Source organism: Streptomyces sp. NPDC026394, from assembly GCF_055567735.1.
On record NZ_JBVHPX010000021.1, the window covers coordinates 125432 to 145043 of the forward strand.

General features: G+C 70.4%; 10 protein-coding genes and 1 pseudogene. 8 read left to right on the forward strand and 3 right to left on the reverse strand.

Going from position 1 to position 19612, the window contains the following annotated elements:
- Positions 1–425: 425 nt before the first annotated feature.
- On the reverse strand, positions 426–1961 hold the full coding sequence (locus tag ACZ4QV_RS33860) for an MFS transporter (protein ID WP_467763827.1): 1536 nt from the start codon (positions 1959–1961) through the stop codon (positions 426–428).
- Positions 1962–2096: 135 nt separating this feature from the next.
- On the opposite strand from ACZ4QV_RS33860, the gene ACZ4QV_RS33865 reads away from it, so the two are divergent.
- Positions 2097–2804, forward strand: a complete 708-nt coding sequence (locus ACZ4QV_RS33865) for a TetR/AcrR family transcriptional regulator (protein ID WP_467763828.1) — start codon at positions 2097–2099, stop codon at positions 2802–2804.
- Positions 2805–2989: 185 nt separating this feature from the next.
- Positions 2990–3655: a TetR/AcrR family transcriptional regulator gene (locus ACZ4QV_RS33870; RefSeq protein WP_361640155.1), complete on the forward strand. Its 666-nt coding sequence runs from the start codon at positions 2990–2992 to the stop codon at positions 3653–3655.
- A gap of 74 nt (positions 3656–3729) precedes the next feature.
- On the opposite strand, the gene ACZ4QV_RS33875 is transcribed toward ACZ4QV_RS33870, so the two are convergent.
- A complete protein-coding gene (locus ACZ4QV_RS33875) occupies positions 3730–3987 on the reverse strand; it encodes an AMP-binding enzyme (RefSeq protein ID WP_467763829.1) in 258 nt (85 codons plus the stop codon).
- Between the two features lie 658 nt (positions 3988–4645).
- Positions 4646–6025, reverse strand: a complete 1380-nt coding sequence (locus ACZ4QV_RS33880) for a glycosyltransferase family 2 protein (protein ID WP_467763830.1) — start codon at positions 6023–6025, stop codon at positions 4646–4648.
- A gap of 831 nt (positions 6026–6856) precedes the next feature.
- On the opposite strand from ACZ4QV_RS33880, the gene wecB reads away from it, so the two are divergent.
- From wecB to ACZ4QV_RS33910, 6 genes and pseudogenes are all read left to right on the forward strand, one after another.
- Entirely contained in the window at positions 6857–8053 is a 1197-nt protein-coding gene (wecB, locus tag ACZ4QV_RS33885) for a non-hydrolyzing UDP-N-acetylglucosamine 2-epimerase (RefSeq protein WP_467763831.1), read from the forward strand.
- 241 nt (positions 8054–8294) lie between these two features.
- Positions 8295–10601, forward strand: coding sequence for an NHL repeat-containing protein (locus ACZ4QV_RS33890; protein ID WP_361616093.1), 2307 nt, complete (start codon positions 8295–8297; stop codon positions 10599–10601).
- Between the two features lie 17 nt (positions 10602–10618).
- The gene (locus tag ACZ4QV_RS33895; protein ID WP_467763832.1) at positions 10619–12925 is read left to right on the forward strand and encodes an NHL repeat-containing protein; all 2307 of its coding nucleotides are present in this window, start codon (positions 10619–10621) and stop codon (positions 12923–12925) included.
- A 323-nt stretch (positions 12926–13248) separates the two neighbouring features.
- Positions 13249–14015: pseudogene (locus ACZ4QV_RS33900) on the forward strand (IS110 family transposase); the annotation flags it as partial.
- 759 nt (positions 14016–14774) lie between these two features.
- Positions 14775–18725, forward strand: coding sequence for a polymorphic toxin-type HINT domain-containing protein (locus ACZ4QV_RS33905; RefSeq protein ID WP_467763833.1), 3951 nt, complete (start codon positions 14775–14777; stop codon positions 18723–18725).
- Positions 18700–19224 (forward strand): hypothetical protein, encoded by a 525-nt coding sequence (locus ACZ4QV_RS33910; RefSeq protein WP_361155090.1) that lies wholly within the window; start codon positions 18700–18702, stop codon positions 19222–19224. Before ACZ4QV_RS33905 ends, ACZ4QV_RS33910 begins: the two co-directional genes overlap by 26 nt.
- Positions 19225–19612 lie beyond the last annotated feature (388 nt).

Sequence of the window (19612 nt, forward strand, 5' to 3'; positions counted from 1 at the left end):
CGAGGAAGCAACGGAAGGCTGCCGACAATAGGTATCAGCAATCCGGAATACGTAATACCGGTAAAGCAATTGATAAACGGGCCATCACACGGACACCTGCCATGACCCACCGTCTGACCTGGGGTCGGTAATCCCTCGCGGTGCACGCTCTCGCAACATCGCAAACCTCGGATTTGAAGATGCGCGTATCGGCCTTGATTGTCAGGCCGAGTGACCGATGCTCAATCCACCCAGTGAAGGTGACAGCAGCAACAAGTACAGGAGAAGACTTCCTGCGAAGTCTTCCGGCCAACTCGACGGGCGCCCGAAAACTCATAGCGTACGGGGTGAACGCGCGGTGGCGGAGGCCGCACGGGGGATTCGAACCCCCGCCACCGCGTCCATCGGCTCCGGTGCGCCGGGCACTTGCCGGAGCCGACACCTGCTCACCCCGCCGGGGTGATCCCGCCGGCGGCGACGTCCGGAGCCGGGGCACCGGCATCGGCGTCACCGGCCGCGGCCGGAGTCCGGGCACCGGACCGCGGTGCCGCCGCGGCCGGCGCGGCAGCCGGCCGGGGGCGGCGCGGGAGCACGAAGAGCGCCACCAGGGCGGCCAGCACCAGGAAGCCGCCCGCCAGCAGGAAGCCGAGGGAGTACCCGTCGACCGCCGCTTCGTCCGGGGAGACACCGGCGGCCAGGCGGCTGTCGGTGCGCGTGGTCGCCGCGGTCACCAGCACCGCGAGGCCGAGCGCGCTGCCGACCTGCCGCGAGGCGTTCAGCAGGGCCGAGGCCGTACCGGCTTCCTGCGGCGGCAGCCCGACCGTGGCGGCGGCCGTCAGCGGGACGAAGGCGATCCCCACACCGAGACCCGCCAGCAGGGACGGCAGCAACACGTCACCCAGGTAGCTGCCCGAGGGGTCGGCCATACCGCTCCATGCGAACCCGGCGGCGGCGATCAGCCCGGCGGGCACCAACAGGGTCTTGATTCCGGCCCGTTGGCGGCGCAGGACGCGGGTGGTGACCTGGATCGCGACCATCGCGGTCAGGCACAGGGGCAGGAAGGCGGCGCCCGCCTCGGCCGGTCCCAGCTTCAGGATGCGCTGGAGATACAGCGACAGGAAGTAGAACACCGCGAGCTGACCGGCCGCCAGCAGGGCCATGTACAGGTTGGCACCGGCGACGTTGCGCCTGGCCAGCAGGCCGAGCCGGATCAGCGGGTCGGTCATCGGGCCGTACTTCTCCCACAGCACGAAGGCGACGAGCAGGACGACGGCGGCCGCCAGCGTGACGACGGTGGTGGGCGACGCCCACGACAGCTCCTCGGTGCGCACCATGCCGAGGATCAGCAGGCCCACCCCGCCCGTGGCCAGAATGGCGCCGAGCACGTCGAGCTTGCCCCGGCGGTTGCCGAAGGTGCCGGCCGGGACGCTGCGCAGGGCCAGCAGGACGACCGCGAGCGCCATCGGCAGGTTCACCAGCATCACCCAGCGCCAGCCGGCGTACTCGGTGAGCAGGCCGCCGACCAGCACACCGGCGCCGCCGCCGACCGCCGCGACGGCCGCGTACACGCCGAGCGCCCGGGTGCGCTCCTCGCCCTCGCGCTGGGTGAGGGTGAGGACGGCCAGCGCGGACGGCGCCATCACCGCGGCGCCCACGCCCTGGACCGCGCGGGCGGCGATCATGTGCCACGGCTCCTGGGCCAGCCCGCCCGCGAGCGAGGCGACCGCGAAGGACCAGGTCCCCCACAGCAGGACGCGCCGCTGACCGAACAGGTCCGCCGCCCGGCCCCCCAGGAGCAGGAAGCCGCCGAAGAACAGGGCGTAGATGTTGACCACCCAGGGGAGCTGGGCGGGCTCAAAGCCCAGCCCGACTCCCATGTCGGGTAACGCCACGTTCACGACCGTCATGTCGAGGGTCACCATGAATTGGGCGAGGGCGACGGCCACCAACGCCTGTCCCCTGTTCAAGGCCGTTTCGGACATCCGCCCCTCCAGAGTTTTCTTACTCGTATCAAATACGCGTAAGAAAACTCTAGCCGGGACCCGCTGGGTTGTCACCCGGTGCAGGTCGGAGGCGCTGTGCCCCGGCCGCGGGACGCGCACGGAAGGCGGGTAGGGATGCGGTCGGACGAACCGGTCACCACGGGCCGGAAGAAGGTCGGACGCCCCTCCCGGCTGTCCCAGCCGGCCATCGTCGAGGCGGCCCAGCGGATCGTGGACACCGAAGGCGACGGCAGCCTCTCCATGCGGCGGCTGGCACGGGAGCTGTCCATCACGCCGATGGCGCTCTACCACCACATACGCGACCGTGACCAGCTCTTGCGGCTGCTGCTGGAGACCAAGGCACGGCACCAGCCACGGCCCACGCTGCCCGACGACCCCCGCGAACGGCTGACGGCCGCGGCCCAGCTCCACTACGACGTCCTGGCCGAATGCCCGTTCCTCGGCGAGATCCTGACCTCCGAGGAGCTGCTGAACGCCTCCAGCCGGTGGGTCACCGAGGCGGTCCTGGAGGCGGCGCTCGGCTGCGGCTTCACCCTTGAGGAGGCCGCCGCGCTCTACCGCGCCGTCGCCCACTACACCGGCGGCGAACTGCTGCTCCGCCTCACCCGGGAGCGGCACCTCGCCCACCTCGACCACCCGCTCTACCGGTCGCACGCCATGGCCGCACTCCAGCCGCGGACCCACCCCCGGCTGTCCGCCCTCGCCGACCGCTGGCCCGTGCTCACCGCACGCGACACGCACGAGGCCGGCCTCGAAGCGCTGCTCGACGGCTTCTTCCGCACCCTGGGCCGGAGCGGACCGCAGACCCCGGCGCCCTCCTGACAGGGCCCGCCGACGCCTCCCCTTACCGGCCCGGAAGGCGTCCAGAAACCGCCCGGACGGGTACGGGACAGTGAACGGGCCGGGCGGGACGACCGCGCGGCCGGTGCGCCGGGCGCCGTGGTGTCCCCGCGTGCGCGGTGCGGAGCCCCGTACGCGCGGACCGGGACGTGACGGAAGATGGACGGATGCAGCACCGAACCCGACGTACCGGCAGGACCGGCCGCCCGCCCCGGCTGGCGCGCGAAGCGATCCTGGCCGCCGCCCAGCGCATTCTGGACGAGGAGGGCGCGGAGAACCTCTCCATGCGCCGTCTCGCCAAGGAGATGTCCAGCACGCCCATGGCCCTGTACCACTACGTACGGGACAAGGACGAGCTGCTGCTGCTCCTCCTGGAGGAGCACGCCGCGAAGTTCCCCCGGCCCGAGCTGCCGGCCGAGCCGCGCGCCCGCCTCCTCGCCGCCGCCCAGGTCCTGCACGACATCCTGGTGGACTGCCCGTGGATCGTCGAAGTCCTCGCCTCCGACGACCTCTTCGCCGTCTCGGCGATGTGGATCGTCGAGAACATCCTGGACGCCGCCATCGAGAGTGGGATGACCCCCGAGGACGCTGTCTACGCCTACCGCGTCATCTGGTACTACACCGTCGGTGAACTGACCGTCCGCTTCAACCGCGAGCGCCGCCTGGCGCACCTGGACCGGCCGCCGCACCGCGACCAGATCACCGGTCTGGACCCCGGGGAGTTCCCCCTCATCACCTCGCTGGGCCCCCGCTGGAACGAGCTGACCGTCCGGGACACCCACCGCCGGGGGCTGGAGGCGGTCGTCGAGGGCCTGCTGGCCCAGGCCACCTGACCCGCCGCACCGCCGTACGCACCCGCGGAAAGGGCCCGGAGCGGAAGCCCCGGGTCCTTCGTGCCGTACGGCCCTCAGTCCGTCAGGCCGTCCCGCAGCGCCTCCTTGTCGATCTTGCCGACGCAGGTGGGCGGCATCCGCGGCAGCGCGACGAGGCGGTCCGGCAGCTTGTACGCGGCGACCCCGCGCTCCCGCAGGACCGCCTGCACCTGACGCAACGTCGGTCCGGGTCCGCCGTCGCGGAACACCACGCACGCGCAGGTCTGCTCGCCCATCAGCGGGTGCGGCAGCGCCACGACCGCGGCGGAGCCTCCGGAAGTGCCTCCGCGCATCCGCTGTTCGGCCGCGATCTGGTCGTTGCACCGAAGGGCGCGGTAATCCGGCGTCGATCGAGGCCGCGTGGGGTCTCTGCTGCCTCGGGGAGCGAGTCGAGGGCAACGGGTACGCGCCGCGAACCCTGGCGGTTCGCCTTAACCTGGGCCCTGATGCCTGACGGTCCCCATTTGAGACCTGCTTGAGCGGAGTCAGTCAATGCCGGATATGCCGCTTTCCAAGGAAGTGAGTAAAAAACGCCGCCGCCCCCGAAAAACGCGCTGGTCACGGCCTGTGGTCCCCGCGTGTGCGGGGTTGGCCCCCGCACCACCTACAAGACCAAGAGCCGCACGAAGTGGTCCCCGCGCGTGCGGGGTTGGTCCCATCGCACGGATCTACGGGGAGACCAAGGACGCGTGGTCCCCGCGCGTGCGGGGTTGGTCCCCTGTGAAGCCCCCTCAGACGAACCGCCTCCCCGTGGTCCCCGCGCGTGCGGGGTTGGTCCCTCCCTGCCCGGTTTGACGCCGTTCGTGCTGGCGTGGTCCCCGCGCGTGCGGGGTTGGTCCCGCGACGTACCGGCGCGGCATCTACGACTCGGTGTGGTCCCCGCACGTGCGGGGTAACCCCCTCGACCGGCCAACCTCAACTCCACGTCCGGTCACAGCAGTACGCCCTCCCTCACGCAGCCGAAGGCACGCCTCCAGCGCTCGCCCCCGCCCCCTCCACCTCCCGGCTCGTCTTCGTCCACCCCGTTTGTCCGCGCAGCATGCGGAACAGGGCTCTCCAGGCGCAGAGGAACGACATGTAGTTCATGACGACGAAGGAGTGGCCCAGGAGCAGGGCGCGGGGTAGGCCGACGGATTTGTCGCGGCGTAGGTAGGTGCAGGAGGTGATCAGGGCGGGGGCGAAGGCCAGTAGGTACCAGGCCAGGAGGTTGAGGGGGAGGCGTAGGCAGGTGCCGTTGACCGCGGTGGCTGGTTTGCCGCGTAGGACCAGGACGTCGGGGCTGCGGAGGAACCAGTACAGGCAGTACTGGAAGAGCAGGGACCAGGGCAGGTCGAGTGCCCAGGGAACCAGCAAGTAGGCGAACATCTCCAGGGCCGCCAGGTGCCCCATGCGCGGGGCGCGCCAGATTTCGCCCATGCGTCCGATCGCGGTCATGTGGCCCTGGTACCAGCGGGTGCGCTGGCGGACGAGGCGGCGCAGGTCGCTGACGCCCTGCTGGTCGACGGAGGCATGGGCGGTGGTGCGCAGCCGCCAGCCGCGTACGGCGAGGCTGATTGCCAGGTCGAGGTCTTCGGTGAGGGACTGGGACCAGGGGCGTTCGCCGAGGCCGTCGAGGGCGGAGAGGCGGGTGAACTGGCCGTTGCCCCCGAGACTGACGGTCTGGGTGAGGTTGCGGCCGAACTGCGTGACGGCGGCCATCGCCCAGAACTGGTAGTCCTGGAACCAGGTCAGGAAGTTGGCCCGGCGGTTGCGGATGCGGACGCCGAGCTGGACCCCGCCGACCCGTGGGTCGTCGAAGAGCGGCAGGACGTGGGACAGCGCCCGGTCGGAGAGGCGGCCGTCGGCGTCCATGACGCACACCACGGTCCGTGCGGGGTCCTGCCCGCGCGCCGCGACCCGCTCGCGCACCACACGGATGGCGTGGTTGAGGGCCTCGCCCTTGCCCTGCCGGGCGTTGGGCGGCTCCCGCCGCAGTACGGTCACTTCGCCCTGCTGACCGTCCGCGCCCGCCTGCTCGGCGACCGCCCCGGTGGCATCCTCCGAGCCGTCGTCGACGACCACGACAGTGGTACGCGGGCCGAGGAGGCCGCTGACCGTGGCGCCGATCACCGACTCCTCGTTGAGGCAGGGAACGAGGACGTAGAGGTGGTGGCGGTCGCGGCGGCCGAGGTGCGGGCGGCCGTAAGTGGTGTCGCCCTGGACCCGTAACTTGGCCCTCTGGCGGCGCAGTTCGAGCAGACCAGCGCCCATGGCCAGGGCGAGGTAGCCGGCGGACAGTCCGATGACGGTGTGGCCGATGGTGTCAACGGTCTTGAGCAGGGCGCGTTTCACCCGGGCGTCTCCCCTTGCGGTATCGGGCCTCGGCGGCTCTGACGGGCGTGCGGGGTGCCGGCCGTGGGCGGTTCGGCGCGTTCGGGCGGCCGGGCGGGGGCAGATGTGCGGGAACCGGGCGGCCGTCGCGCCCCAGTCTGCGCTGGATCTCCCGGCCCAGGACGAAACCCAGCGGTACCACGGCCGCGCCGATGGCGGCCGTGAGGACACCCCGTCCACCGGACGTGCCGGCGCGTGCCGCCGCCACGCCACCCGCCAACGGCCAGGTGGTTCCCAGGTACATGGAAGGACGGCACCTCCGGGCGGCGGGACGAGATGTGCGCGGGCGGGCGGGTACGCGGGCCGGGCAGCGGGTCGAGGCGGCAGATCGGGCGCCGGGGCGAGCGGCAGGGTGGGGAGTGGCCACTGGGTGGTGACCACTGTGAATCACCGGGCAGGCTATGGCCAGACCCTGCCATGGCGCTCGGGCGCCGCCCGGTGACCGGTGGAGACGGTTTTGCGTCGATGGCCCGGGGACCGGAAATCACGGGCGGCCGTGCGCACCTGGGCTTTTCCATTATCTCAGCAGGCATATTGGCCCGATCCGGCCAATCCCATGACTCGCGAACCATTGCCCACGTTATGCCCCGGCGCTTAGCGTCAGCGGACGCGAAGGGGTGCCGGACACCACCTGTATTCCTCGCCATCGCCTGCCACAGGCGTAACACGTCACACGTTCAACGTCCATGAGTTGCCGCGCCCTTACGCGAATCTGCCGTATACCGACGCGATGAACGGTGTCTCCATGCGCCTGATCCCTTTTCCCGCCCCCGCCACGAAATCGACTCGGCATTGAGCGGCCGACAGCGCATCGCCATTGTCGTGGGCACCCGCCCGGAAGCCATCAAACTCGGCCCGGTCGTCCGGGAATTGCGGCGGACGCACTGGGCCGAGCCGGCCGTGCTGGCGACCGGTCAGCACGGCACGGTGGTACGGGACACCCTCGCCTGCTTCGGGCTGCGCCCCGAAGCCGAACTGGACCCACCGCTCATCACGGGCCGCACGGCCGCTACCGGGCCGGTCACCGAGCTGACCGCCGGACTGCTGAGCGGGCTCGGCCACCGGCTGCGCACACCCGACGTGCACGCGGTGCTCGTCCAGGGAGACACCTCGTCCGCGCTGGCCGGGGCGATGGCCGCCTTCTTCGCCAAGATCCCTGTCGTGCACGTGGAGGCGGGGCTGCGCTCCGGCGACGCGCGCAGCCCGTTCCCGGAGGAGGCCCACCGCCGGATGATCGCCGAGCTGAGCGATCTCCACCTGGCGCCCACGCGTGCCGCCCGCCGGAACCTGCTCGCCCAGGGAGTGGCGGCCGACCGGATCGTGGTGACGGGGAACACCGTGATCGACGCCGTCGTCACGGCGAGCCGGAATCCGCGCCACCGCACCGTACCCGAACTCCGCGAAATCGAACAGGATTCCGCTCCGCTGGTCGTCGTGACCGCACACCGGCGGGAGAACTGGGGCGAGCCGATCCGGCGGGTGGGCCGCGCGGTGGCAGCGCTGAGCCGCCAATATCCCGAGGTGACGTTCGTCGTCGCCGCGCACATGAATCCCTCGGTCCGTACCGCGATCGAGGAATCGCTGCGGGGCCGTCCCAATGTCCGTCTGCCGGGCCCGATTCCGTACGACACCTTCGCCCGCCTGCTGTCCCGGTCCGTTCTGGCCATCACCGACTCCGGCGGAATTCAGGAGGAGGCGGCCGCCTTCGGCCTGCCGATTCTGGTGACCCGGGACAATACCGAGCGGACCGAAGGGATCGATTCCGGTCTGGCCCGGCTCGTCGGTACGGACGAGGCGGAGATCGTGGCGGCGGCGGAAAAGGAATTCGCCCGGGAGGGCGTGCTGGACGTCAAGAAGCCGAATCCGCCTTTTCCCCGGCCCAACCCGTACGGCGACGGGCGGGCCGCCCGGCGCTGCGCCGCCGCCTGCGGCTGGCTGCTGGGCCTGACTCCCAGGCCGTCCGACATCCCGGCCGAGGAGACGCGATGACCCCTGCCGCCGCCGCGCCGGTCCGCACGGCCGGCGTCCACGCCCTGCCCGGCACGGCACCCGGCCCAGCGGCACCCGACCCGGCGGCACCCGGCCCCCGGCATCCAGCCCGTCGGCACCCGGCCCGGCCATCGCCGGGCCACCGCCCCCCCGGACGGCCGTCGGCCGGACCGCCGTCAGCCGCCCGGCCCCCGTACCGCTGTCCCCGTACGTCTTCCGATCCACGACAGGAGCAGCATTCATGACCACCGCATCCAGCACAGGCGCCGGTCCGCAGCCCGCGGGCCTGCTCGACGGATCGATAGCCACCGTCGCGGGCAACGGCGTGGCCGGATTCATCTCCGACGGCGGGCACGGCGCGCTGACCCGGACCCACTACCCCCACGGGGTGGCCGTCGACAAGAACGGCAACCTGTTCGTCGCCGACCGGTACAACCACCGCATCCGCAAGGTCACCCCGAACGGGACCATCACCACCGTCGCCGGGGACGGCACCGCCGGATACATCTCCGACGGCGGGCCCGCCCTCGCCACCCGGCTCCACTACCCCGCGGACGTGGCCGTGGACGACGCGGGCAACCTCTACATCGCGGACACCAACAACCACCGGGTCCGCAAGGTCACCCCGAACGGCATCATCACCACCGTCGCGGGCAACGGCGAGGCCGGGTACATCTCCGACGGCGGACCGGCCCTCGCCACCCGGCTCCACTACCCCCACGCACTGACCGTCGACCGCTCGGGCAACCTCTTCATCTCGGACTACGGCAACCACCGGGTCCGCAAGGTCACTCCCAACGGCATCATCACCACCGTCGCGGGCAACGGCACCGCCGGATACATCTCCGACGGCGGGCCCGCGATCTCGACCCGGCTCCACTACCCCATGGGGCTGGTGGCGGACGGCGAGGGCAGCCTGTACATCGCCGACCGGCACAACCACCGCATCCGCAAGGTCACCCCGAACGGCATCATCACCACCGTCGCGGGCAACGGCACCGCCGGGTATGTCTCCGACGGTGGTCCCGCCCTCGGCACCCGGCTCCACTACCCGTGGGGCCTGGCGCTGGACGAGGCCGGGAGCCTGTACATCGGTGACGGGCACAACCACCGCATCCGCAAGGTCACCTCGGACGGCATCATCACCACCGTTGCGGGCAACGGACAGGCCGGTTACGTGGACGACGGCGGACCCGCCGCCGGCACCCGGCTGTTCCACCCCTACGGCATCGCCCTGGACCGGGGCGGCAACCTGTACATCGCGGACAGCCACAACCACCGCGTGCGCGGCGTGACGGCCGTGGCGCAGATGACGCCGCCGCCCCCGCCGGCCGCCGATCTGTACGGCGAGGTCGTCAGCCCCTACCGCGTGCAGCGGGAGCAGGAATTCGACCTGGGCGTGCGGATCCGCAACCGCGGCCCCAACCCGGCCGACGGGCAGTACGTGACCGTGGTCCTGAACCTGGCCGACGGCCTCGTCGGCGGCCCCGGCACCAGCGGCCGGCGCCTCACCCGCACCTTCTCCGCACAGCAGTTGCTGTCCCAACAGGGCTCGCTGGACGGCGTGTTCCGGGTGAGCGCACCGGCGAGCACCCCGCCCGGCACCTACCTCTCCACGCTGGAGATCCAGTACGGTGGCGACCTCAACCTCAAGGACAACGCGTACACCCTGCCCGTCACGATCGTGGTGCCCGATCCGGTGGCGGACGAGACCGCACTGACGATCTTCCAGGACACCGTCCCGCAGGTCGCGCCGGGCCAGCAGACCGTCCTGAACCTGCGCTACACCTCGGCCGCCGGACAGCCGGTCAACCCCGGCACGATCGTCCAGCGCTTCACCGCACCGACCGGGTTCGTCTTCACCGGCCGGCCCACCTACGCGTACTACGAGACCATCCACGGCGTCATCTCCGGGGACCTGTCCCACAGCGTCCTGGACGGCGGGCGGACGCTGCTCGTCACCGCCAACCCGCACGTCAACACCACCACCAGCGACACCGGCTCGGTGATCTACACCCTTCCGGTGCAGGCCCGCACCGATGCCTTGCCGGGACGGTACGACAACGGCTCGGCGAGCGTCGGCCGGCACACCCCGGTCCAGCTCTCCGGCGTCATCTCGGGAACCGTCCAGGACGAGACGGCGCTGCGGGTGGTGCAGGAGTCGGTCCCCGCGGCCACACCGGGCCAGCACACCACGTTCAACCTGGAGCTGCGGTCGCTGGGCAACCAGCCGGTCAACCCCGGCACCGTCGAGCAGCGCCTCACCGCCCCCACCGGCTTCGCCTTCACCGGCAGTGCCTCGTACGGCTACTACTTCGTGACGCCGTACGTGACCGGGAACCTGGAGGCGCAGTTGGAGGACGGCGACCGGACCCTCGTCATCAGCTCCAACCCGCATCTGAACACCGGGACCACCGACAAGACGGCGCTGATCTACACCATCGGCATCCGCGCCCTGCCCAACGCGACACCCGGCGCCCGGCCCGACGACGGCCAGGCCGTCATCGGCCGCCTCGCGCCCGTACAGCTGTCAGCCCAGGTCCTCTGACCCCGACAGGAGTTCTCATGGCTACCGAGACCACTCCGGGAAGCGGCCCGCAGCCCGCGGGCCTCGCCCAGGGCGCCATCGCCACGGTGGCGGGCAACGGGCAGGCCGGGTACGTGTCCGACGGCGGACCCGCCACCCTCACCCAGCTCAACTGGCCGCACGGTGTGGCCCTGGACAAGGACGGCAATCTCTACATCGCCGAGCGGAGCAACCACCGGGTCCGCAGGGTGACCCCGCAGGGCATCATCACCACCGTCGCGGGCAACGGGCAGGCCGGGTACACCTCCGACGGCGGACCCGCCACCGCCACCCCGCTCAACGGCCCCTCGGCCGTGGCGGTCGACGACGCGGGCAACCTCTACATCGCGGACATCAACAACCACCGCATCCGCAAGGTGGACACCCGCGGCATCATCACCACCGTCGCCGGCAACGGCCAGGCCGGCTACGTCTCCGACGGCGGACCCGCCACCGCCACCCAGATCAACACGCCGACCGGAGTGGCGGTCGACCCCCAGGGGAACCTCTACATCGGTGAGTGGGGCAACCACCGCGTCCGCAAGGTGGACAGCCGCGGCATCATCACCACCGTCGCGGGCAACGGGCAGGCCGGGTACGTCTCCGACGGCGGGCCCGCCACCGCGACCAAGCTCTACCAGCCCGCGGGGGTGGAGGTGGACAGCAGCGGAAACCTCTACATCGCGGACTGCAGCAACAACCGCATCCGCAAGGTGGACACCCGCGGCATCATCACCACCGTCGCCGGCAACGGCCAAGCCGGGTACGTCTCCGACGGCGGACCCGCCACCGCCACCCAGATCAGCTATCCCCTGGACGTGAGCCTCGACGACGCGGGGAACCTCTACATCGCGGACACCCTCAACCAGCGGGTCCGCAAGGTCGCTACGGACGGCAGCATCGGCACCGTCGCGGGCAACGGCACCGCCGGATACGTCGATGACGGCGGGCCCGCCATCGCCACCCGGCTCTACCAGCCCCGGTCGGTCGCGCTGGACCGCGCGGGGAACCTCTACATCGCCGACGCGAGCAACAACCGTGTCCGCGGCGTCACCTCGGTCGCCACCATGACCCCGCCGCCCCCGCCCGCCGCCGACCTGTACGGCGAGGTCGTCAGCTCGCCCTCGGTCCAGACCGGCCAGGAGTTCGACCTCGGCGCCCGGATCAAGAACCGCGGCCCCAACCCGGCCGACGGCCAGTACGTGACCGTCGTCCTCACCCTCGCCGACGGACTGCGCGGCCCGGCCGGCACCACGGGCCAGCGCCTCTCCCGTACCTTCTCCGGACAGCAGCTCCAGCCCCAGCAGGGCTCGCTCGACGGCGTGTTCCGCATCACCGTCCCCGGCGACACACCCCCCGGCCAGTACACCTCCACCCTGGAGATCCAGTACGGCGGTGACCTCAACCTCAAGGACAACACCGACACGCTGCCGGTCATCGTCGTCGTCCCGCCGCCGCCCACCGACGAACGGGCGCTGACCATCACCCAGGACACCATTCCCCAGGTGGCACCCGGCCAGCGCACCGCGTTCAACGTGAAGTACGACGCGGCCGGCAGCCGGCCCGTCAACCCCGGCGACATCGTCCAGCGCTTCACCGCCCCGTCCGGCTTCGTCTTCCCCGGCCAGCCCACCTACGCCTACTACAACACCGCCCAGGGCGTGATCTCGGGCAACCTCGACTACCGCATCGAGGACGGCGGCCGGACTCTGATCGTCACGGCGAACCCGCACGTCAACACCACCAGCAGCGACACCGGGCCGCTGTACTACACCATCCCCGTCCAGGCCCGGCCCGACGCCGCGGCCGGCACCTTCCCGAACGGCTCGGCCAGCATCGGCAGGCACACGCCCGTCCAGCTCACCGGCACCGTCACCGGTTCCGCGCAGAACGAGACCGCGCTGCGCGCCACCCAGGAGAGCGTGCCGCAGGCCGCCCCCGGCCAGTCCACCACCTTCAACCTGGAGATCCGCTCGCTCAACGACCAGCCGGTCAACCCCGGCACCATCGAGCAGCGCTTCACCGCCCCCACCGGCTTCACCTTCACCGGCGGCGCCTCGTACGGCTACTACTACGTCCAGCCCGCCGTCACCGGGAACCTCGACACCCGCCTGGAGGACAACGGCCGGACACTGATCATCTCCTCCAACCCGCACGTCAACACCGGAACGACGGACAGGACCGCCCTGCTCTACACCATCGGCATCCGCGCCCTGGCCGACGCCGAACCGGGCACCCGATCCGACGACGGCTCGGCCGCCATCGGCCGCCTGACCCCCGTACCACTGAGCGCCCGCGTCACCTGACCGCCCCTGCACCGCAGGCCGGGGCCCCGATCGCAGCGCGGTCGGGGCCTTCGGGCTGACTCGGGACAGACAGACCTTGCGTCGCCTCCAGCCCTGCGGCACAGCCCGAGTTCGTCACGCTGCGCGACCTCTGCACGGGGTGACGCGCCGCGAGGAAGGCCCCCGTCATGTCCTTCGCGGTCCTGCAAGAGGCCGCTGGTTCCGGGCCCGGCATGGCTGTTGCCCCCTGCCGAAAACATGACCTGGGGGCGTCACCGGGCCCGGGAGGTGCCCTCGGAGACGCTGATCAGAGGCCCGGCCGCCGTCCGGCCCAGTGCAATGCCGGGCAGTTCGCAGCCGGCAAGGCCGTCTTTGACGAGCAGCTGCCCAACAGCGAGCCCAAGCTGCGGGCCGTCTTCGACAAACTGGCCGCGATATACGGCACCGTCCTGCTGATCGTGAACCAGCCCGCCTCCATCGGCGCCCTGCCACTGACCGTCGCCCGGAACGCCGGCTGCAAGGTCACTACCTGCCCGGACTCGCGATGTGCCGGATCGCCGGCCTGTCTCCCGGCGAGGCCAAAACCGACGCCAGGGACGTCGCGGTGATCGCGGACGCAGCCCGCGCCATGCCCCACACCCTGCGCTCACTGGAACTCACCGACGAGATCACCGCCGAACTGACCGTGCTCGTCGGCTTCGACCCGGACTTCGCCGCCGAGGCCACCCACACCTCCAACCGGATCCGCGGCCTGCTCACCCAGTTCAACCCCAGCCTCGAACGCGCCCTCACCCCACGCCCGGACCACAAGGCGGCCACCTGGCTCCCGGAGCGTCACGGCTCCCCCGCCGCCCTGGACGAGCAGACCGCCGTCGTCCCGGGCACCGGCACCCTCGACACCGTCACCTCCTCTCTGGCAGTTCCCCTGGCCGCCGTCCACACCTGGCGCCGAGCCCTGGAAGCCAAGATCAGCACCCTGCTGGAGGCTCGCCCCCTTCCCCGGTCCTGATGTCGATGCCCGGCATCGGCGTCAGGACCGCCGCCGTTCTGATGGTCGCCGTCGGCGACGCACCAGCTTCCCACCGCCCATCTCGCCTCCTACGTCGAACTCGTCGTATGACCCGAGCAAGCCCATCCCCGCCCCGAACCCGGCAGAGACGCCTTGCCGGAAGACGTAAAGGCCCCCGTTGGGCAGGTGGCTGTTCATGTCCCGACAGGCGGAAACCAACCATCTCGGTGAGATTCTCTGCGCGGGCATTTCGGACACCGCGTCTCACGCAGCAGACCAGGGGCCACCGGAAGCCCCTTCTGCTCACGCCGCAGGCAGATCCTCGGTGAAGCAGCCCACAGCCGAAGTTGGCGAAGTCGCGAGCTGCGAGACGGTCGGCGCGGCAGTCAGGCCGGCCTTCGCGGACCGTCAGAAGGACGCGCCGACAAGGCCGGTGATCAGGCAGTTCCGGGCCCGCGGCATCGCCGCGGCGCCTGCCCGGGGCGAGGTGGGCGGCGAAAGCTGGCCTACGGAAGGTCAAGGGGGCATAGCTAAGCTATGCGCTCATATCTCAGCAGAGCCCTCACGAAGCTCGCACAGCACTTAGAGCTCATGTAGCACTCGTAGCACCATCCGTCGGTCGCCGGAAATGCGGCCACTCACGATCCCCTCTCTCATCGTTCGAGCCAGGCTGCCGGAGAGCGATTTCCGTGCGTCCCGAGCGCCGGAAGGTGACTGAAAAGTGAACAAGAAGAGGCTGTCGGAATGAAACAGAGACGATTTTCGACGAAGGCCGTATGGCCTTTCAGGAACGGTCACCGCTCCGGGAAAAAAGCGTTCCAGCGACGCGGGGCCGGCGTGACGGTGTTGTCCGCTTCACTGGTGGCAGGTCTCATCGGCACGGGGCCTGCGGCTACGGCCGACTCCACCGGCCAAGACGACCTGCCCCATCTGCGCAAGGAACTCGTCGCCTACTGGGCGGACGGCGGTGCCGGTGTCAAGGCGGCGGCCGAGCAGGTGCTGACCGGCTCGGACGAGGACATCAACAAGTTCTTCGCCGAGAAGGACAGCCTCCAGTACGACGACGACTACGTCGATGCCAGCCGAATACTCGGCGCTGGGGGCCCTGCGGTCCGTGAAGCGGCCAAGGCGGCTCTGAAGGCCAGCAAGCGGGACAATCCCGAGCCTCTGCGTGCATTCCTGAAGAGCGGTTGGCAGGCGCCGCTGCGGCAGGACAACGAGGTCGAGGCCTCGAAGGTCATCAACTTCGGTGGCTACGGGGTCAAGGAAGCCGGCAAGGCGGCCCTGAAGGCCGGCCCCGAGGCCGTCAGCGCGTTCCTGGACAAGGGCCAGTACGCGGCGCGCCGGCAGGACAACGAGGTCGAGGTCTCGGCGCTGGTCAACTCCGGTGGCCCGGCCGTCAAGGCGGCCGGGAAGGTGGCGCTGAAGGGCACGGCCGAGGACATCGCCGAGTTCCTGGAGATCGGGCAGTTCACCGCCCGCAACCGCGACCAGGAGCACGCCACCATCGCCGAGCTGGCCGAACAGGCCACCCTGGCCGGCAAGCGGGCCGCCGACGAGACCGAGCGGGCCAAGGACGCCGCCGACCGCGCCGTCAAGGCGTCCGAGGCCGCCAAGGAAGCCGCCGCCGAGGCAGCCAGGCAGACCGAGCTGGCCAAGAACGACTCCCAGCGCGCAGCGGTCAAGGCCAGGCAGGCTGCCGACGCGGCCCGGGGAGCTGCCGCTGCGGCCCGGCAGGCCATCGGCGCGGCCAACGCCGCCAACCGCGCGGCGCGCATCGCCGCGTTGGCCGCCGCCCAGACCGCGGCGGCCGCCACGAACGCGGCCAACGCCGCCAACGACGCCCTCAACGCCTCCATCGCCGCCGCCTCCGACGCCGGCAAGGCCCAGCACGCCCGGGACATGGCCAAGAAGGCGCACGACGCGGCCAAGATGGCCCGCAACTCCGTCGAAGCCGCCAAGAAGGCCAGCGCCGCCTCCCGCGAATCCGGCAACGCCGCCAAGGCGGCGCTGAGCGCCAGCGACAACGCCGACTCCGCGGCCGACTCCGCCGAGCGCGCCAACCGCTTCGCCGACGAAGCCGGAGTCCACTCCGGCGAGGCCCGCAACGCCGCGATCGAGGCGCGCCGGCACGCCAACGAGTCGCGGCGCGCGGCCAACGCCGCCCAGGCGCTGGCCAACCGCTCGGCCGACGCCGCCGACGAGGCCCGCGCCGCCGCCGAGTCCGCGGCCGACCACGCCGAGAAGGCCGCCCTGGCGGCCGACGAGGCCGCCCGGCACGCCGGCGAGGCCGCCGACGCCGCCGCGCAGGCCACCAAGCACGCCAAGGCCGCCGAGGAAGCCGCCAAGGCCTCCGACGCCGCCGCCACGGCCGCCCACAAGGTCTTCGACATCGCCCGCGCCACCGAGGCCGAGGACCTGGCCACCCGCACCGCTGCCGCCATCGAGGAAGCCCGCAGCAACAAAGCACGCCTGGCCGAGCTGACCTCCGCCTCGGCCGCCGCCGCGGTCGACGCCAAGTCGCTGGACGCCACCGCCGCCGAACTCGCCGCCGCGGCCGCCGAGCCCGACGCCGACACCAAAGCCCTGGCCGCCAAGGGCCGGACGCTGGCCATGCGGGCGCTGAAGGCGCGTGGTCCGTGGAGTCAGGAGGCTGCCAAGCAGGCACTGTCCGGCTCCGACGAGGACGTGCTCGCCTATCTGCGCAGCGGGTGGCACAAGGCCGGCCTGGACGAGATGCGCGAGAAGGTCTTCCAGCTCAGCACCCACAGCCCCTACGAGGTGGTGCGCACCGCTGCCGCCGCCGCGCTCAAGGGCTCGGACCAGCAGATCCGGGACTTCTGCACCACCGGGCAGTACGAGGTGGCCGTCACCGACCTGACGGTGCGCGTCTCACAGATCAACAACGCGGGCGGGCCGGGTGTGAAGGAGGCCTCCAAGGCGGCGCTGAAGGACGGGCGCGGCAAGGTGCTGGCCGCCTTCATCGCCACCGGCCAGTACCTGGCCCAGCGCTCCGACGAGGAGGTCGCCGCCTCCAAGCTGGTCGACACCGGCGGCCCGGAGGTCAAGGCGGCCGCGAAGGCCGCGCTGGCCGGCCCGGCCGAGCAGGTGCACGACTTCGTCCAGCTCGGCCAGTACATGGCCGACCGCAAGGACCAGCTCGCCGCCACCCACATCGCCCAGGTCCAGCGCCTGGTCGCCGAGGCGTCCAACGTCGCCGCCCAGGCCCAGCGCAACCGCTGGATCGCCGCCGGCGCCGCCGCCAAGGCCAACCACGCCTCCGACCAGGCCGCCAAGGCCGCCGACGAGGCCAAGAAGAACGCCAGACTCGCCGACGGCTACCGCATCGACGCCGACAAGGCCGCCGACAGCGCCGAAGCCAGCGCCGCCCAGGCCGCCAAGTCCGCCAGGACCGCCCGCAACGCCGCCGACAACGCCCAACGCGACGCCGCCGACGCCGAACACTCAGCAGCCCAGGCCGAATTCTCCGCCCACTACGCCCGCAACTCGGCCAAGTTCGCGGATGACGCCGCTGCCGATGCCCGAGAGTCCGCGCTGGAAGCTGGAAAGAGCGCCCAGGAGGCTTCCTCCCTGGCCTCCCAGGCGTGGACGGAGGTGACGAAGAAGCGTGAGGCCGAGGAGGCCGAAGCCCGCCGCAAGGCCGAAGAAGAACGCAAGCGGAAGGAGAAGGAGCAGTCCGAGCAGAAGATCTGCTACGAACACCCCACCCGCGAAACCGCCGTCCTGCCCTGCCTGGCCGCCGGCGGCACGCTCAAGCAAGTCGAGATCGACCCCACCCTCTCCGCCATCGTGTGGGAAATCGCCGACATCAACACGGCCCTGAACTGCGTCAAGGACCCCAATCTCGCCGACTGCGGATCCTTCCTCATCGGCGTCACCCCCTGGGGCAAGGGCGTCAAACTCGCAGGCAAGTTCGTGGTCAAGGTGGGCGGGAAAACAGTAGAAAAGCTCGCCCAGAAGACGAGAGTCTGGCGGTTCGGCGAATGCTTCAAATGCTTCCTTGCCGGCACCAAAGTCCTCATGGCCGACAAGACGCCGAAGGACATCGAGTCGATTTCCGTCGGCGATCAGGTAGTCGCCACTTCTCCGCTGAGCGGCAAAACGGAGCGACGCACCGTAACCGCACTCATAGTCACTGAACACGACAAACGCTTCAACGAGCTGACCATAGCCACTCCGCAGGGTGATGAGCAGCTCACAGCTACTTACGAGCACCCATTCTGGTCACCCTCCCGAAACCGCTGGGTCGAAGCTGCTGATCTTCTTCCCGGGATGACCCTCCGCACCGTCGACGGTAGCGCTGTAGCGGTCAAGGCCAATCGCTCGTTTGCGGAGAACGCCCGGACCTACAACCTGACCGTCGCCGGTCTGCACACATACTACGTGATGGCCGGGAAAACGCCGGTCCTGGTGCACAACAGCGACTGCCCGGTGGGCAAGGCTCCCGAAGCCCCCACCATCGACATCGGCAACTATCGTGGGAGATTCCAAGCAGACTTGCACCGCAACGGCATGAAGCGGCTACCGAATGACTGGGACGCCCATCACGCTGTCCCGCAGGAGTACCGGGACCACCCAGATTTCAAGGACTTCGACTTCGACGCACCCTCTAACATGCGCGGAATCCCCGGTAGTAGAATGAAGTCCCGCGGAGCCAACGTCCACCAACAGATAACTAATCAGTGGAAGTGGTTCCGCGACTTGAACCCAAGTCCCACGCGAGCCCAAATCGAGGACTTCGCCAGGCAGATCGACAGGGGATACGGTGCCTATTACTGGGCAGAACGTTGACGACTGGGTCAACGAAATGGCGCGTTTGACTGCACGTTTCGTCGCGGGGTTCGAGACCGCGTACGGATACCCGCCTGGTGAGCATCACGTGTCCAAGGCGCCTGACCACGGCGGCCACGGATCGCTCGACGCGGCGCTGAGCGGGGATTTGGCCGTCTTCTATTCACACGTGGATCGAATCACCCTCCCTGATGTCGGTCCAGGTTTCTTCGTGGACTCCGCCGAGGAGGTGACGGAGGGGTTTGACGGGGCCCAGCCCACGAAGGTGATCGGCCCGCCCGATCGGGATGTCGTGACGTTCGGCTCCGATGGCGGTGGCGCACTTTTCGCCATTGATCGACGGACAGATGAAGTGGTCCGACTGGAAGGAGGGTCACTTGTCGGCGCCGTCTACGATCCGGAAGAACGTGGCGTACAGGTGATCGCGCAAGGGATCGAGGGATACATGCGGTTCCTCCGGAACGAACTGATGCGTCAGCTCCCTCCCGAAGGTCGGTAAGCGGACACGGAACACCTGTGCGCCGCATCGACAACCCGATGAGCAAAGTGGGGGCCCTGCAGGCAACAACGCCTGCTGGGCCCTTATCTGTTCAGGCGGTGGTCAGCCGCTCATCCGTCCTGGGTCAGGCTGCGGCCTGGCTGGGTCTGCCCCCGGCGGATGTGAAATCCGCCCGGAGACGACAGAACCCCGGCCCGTGTGCCACACATACTTGTCTCTGGCACGACTGACGGAGCCCACCGGACAAGCCGGTGACGAAACGGCAACGCCCACCCGGCTCCCCGGCTCACGAAGCCCCCGTTATGTTTTCCGCGGTCCTGCAAGAGGGCCGCTGGCCTCCGGGCCCGGCATGACTGTGTCCCCCTGTCGAACGGATGACCTGGGGGGG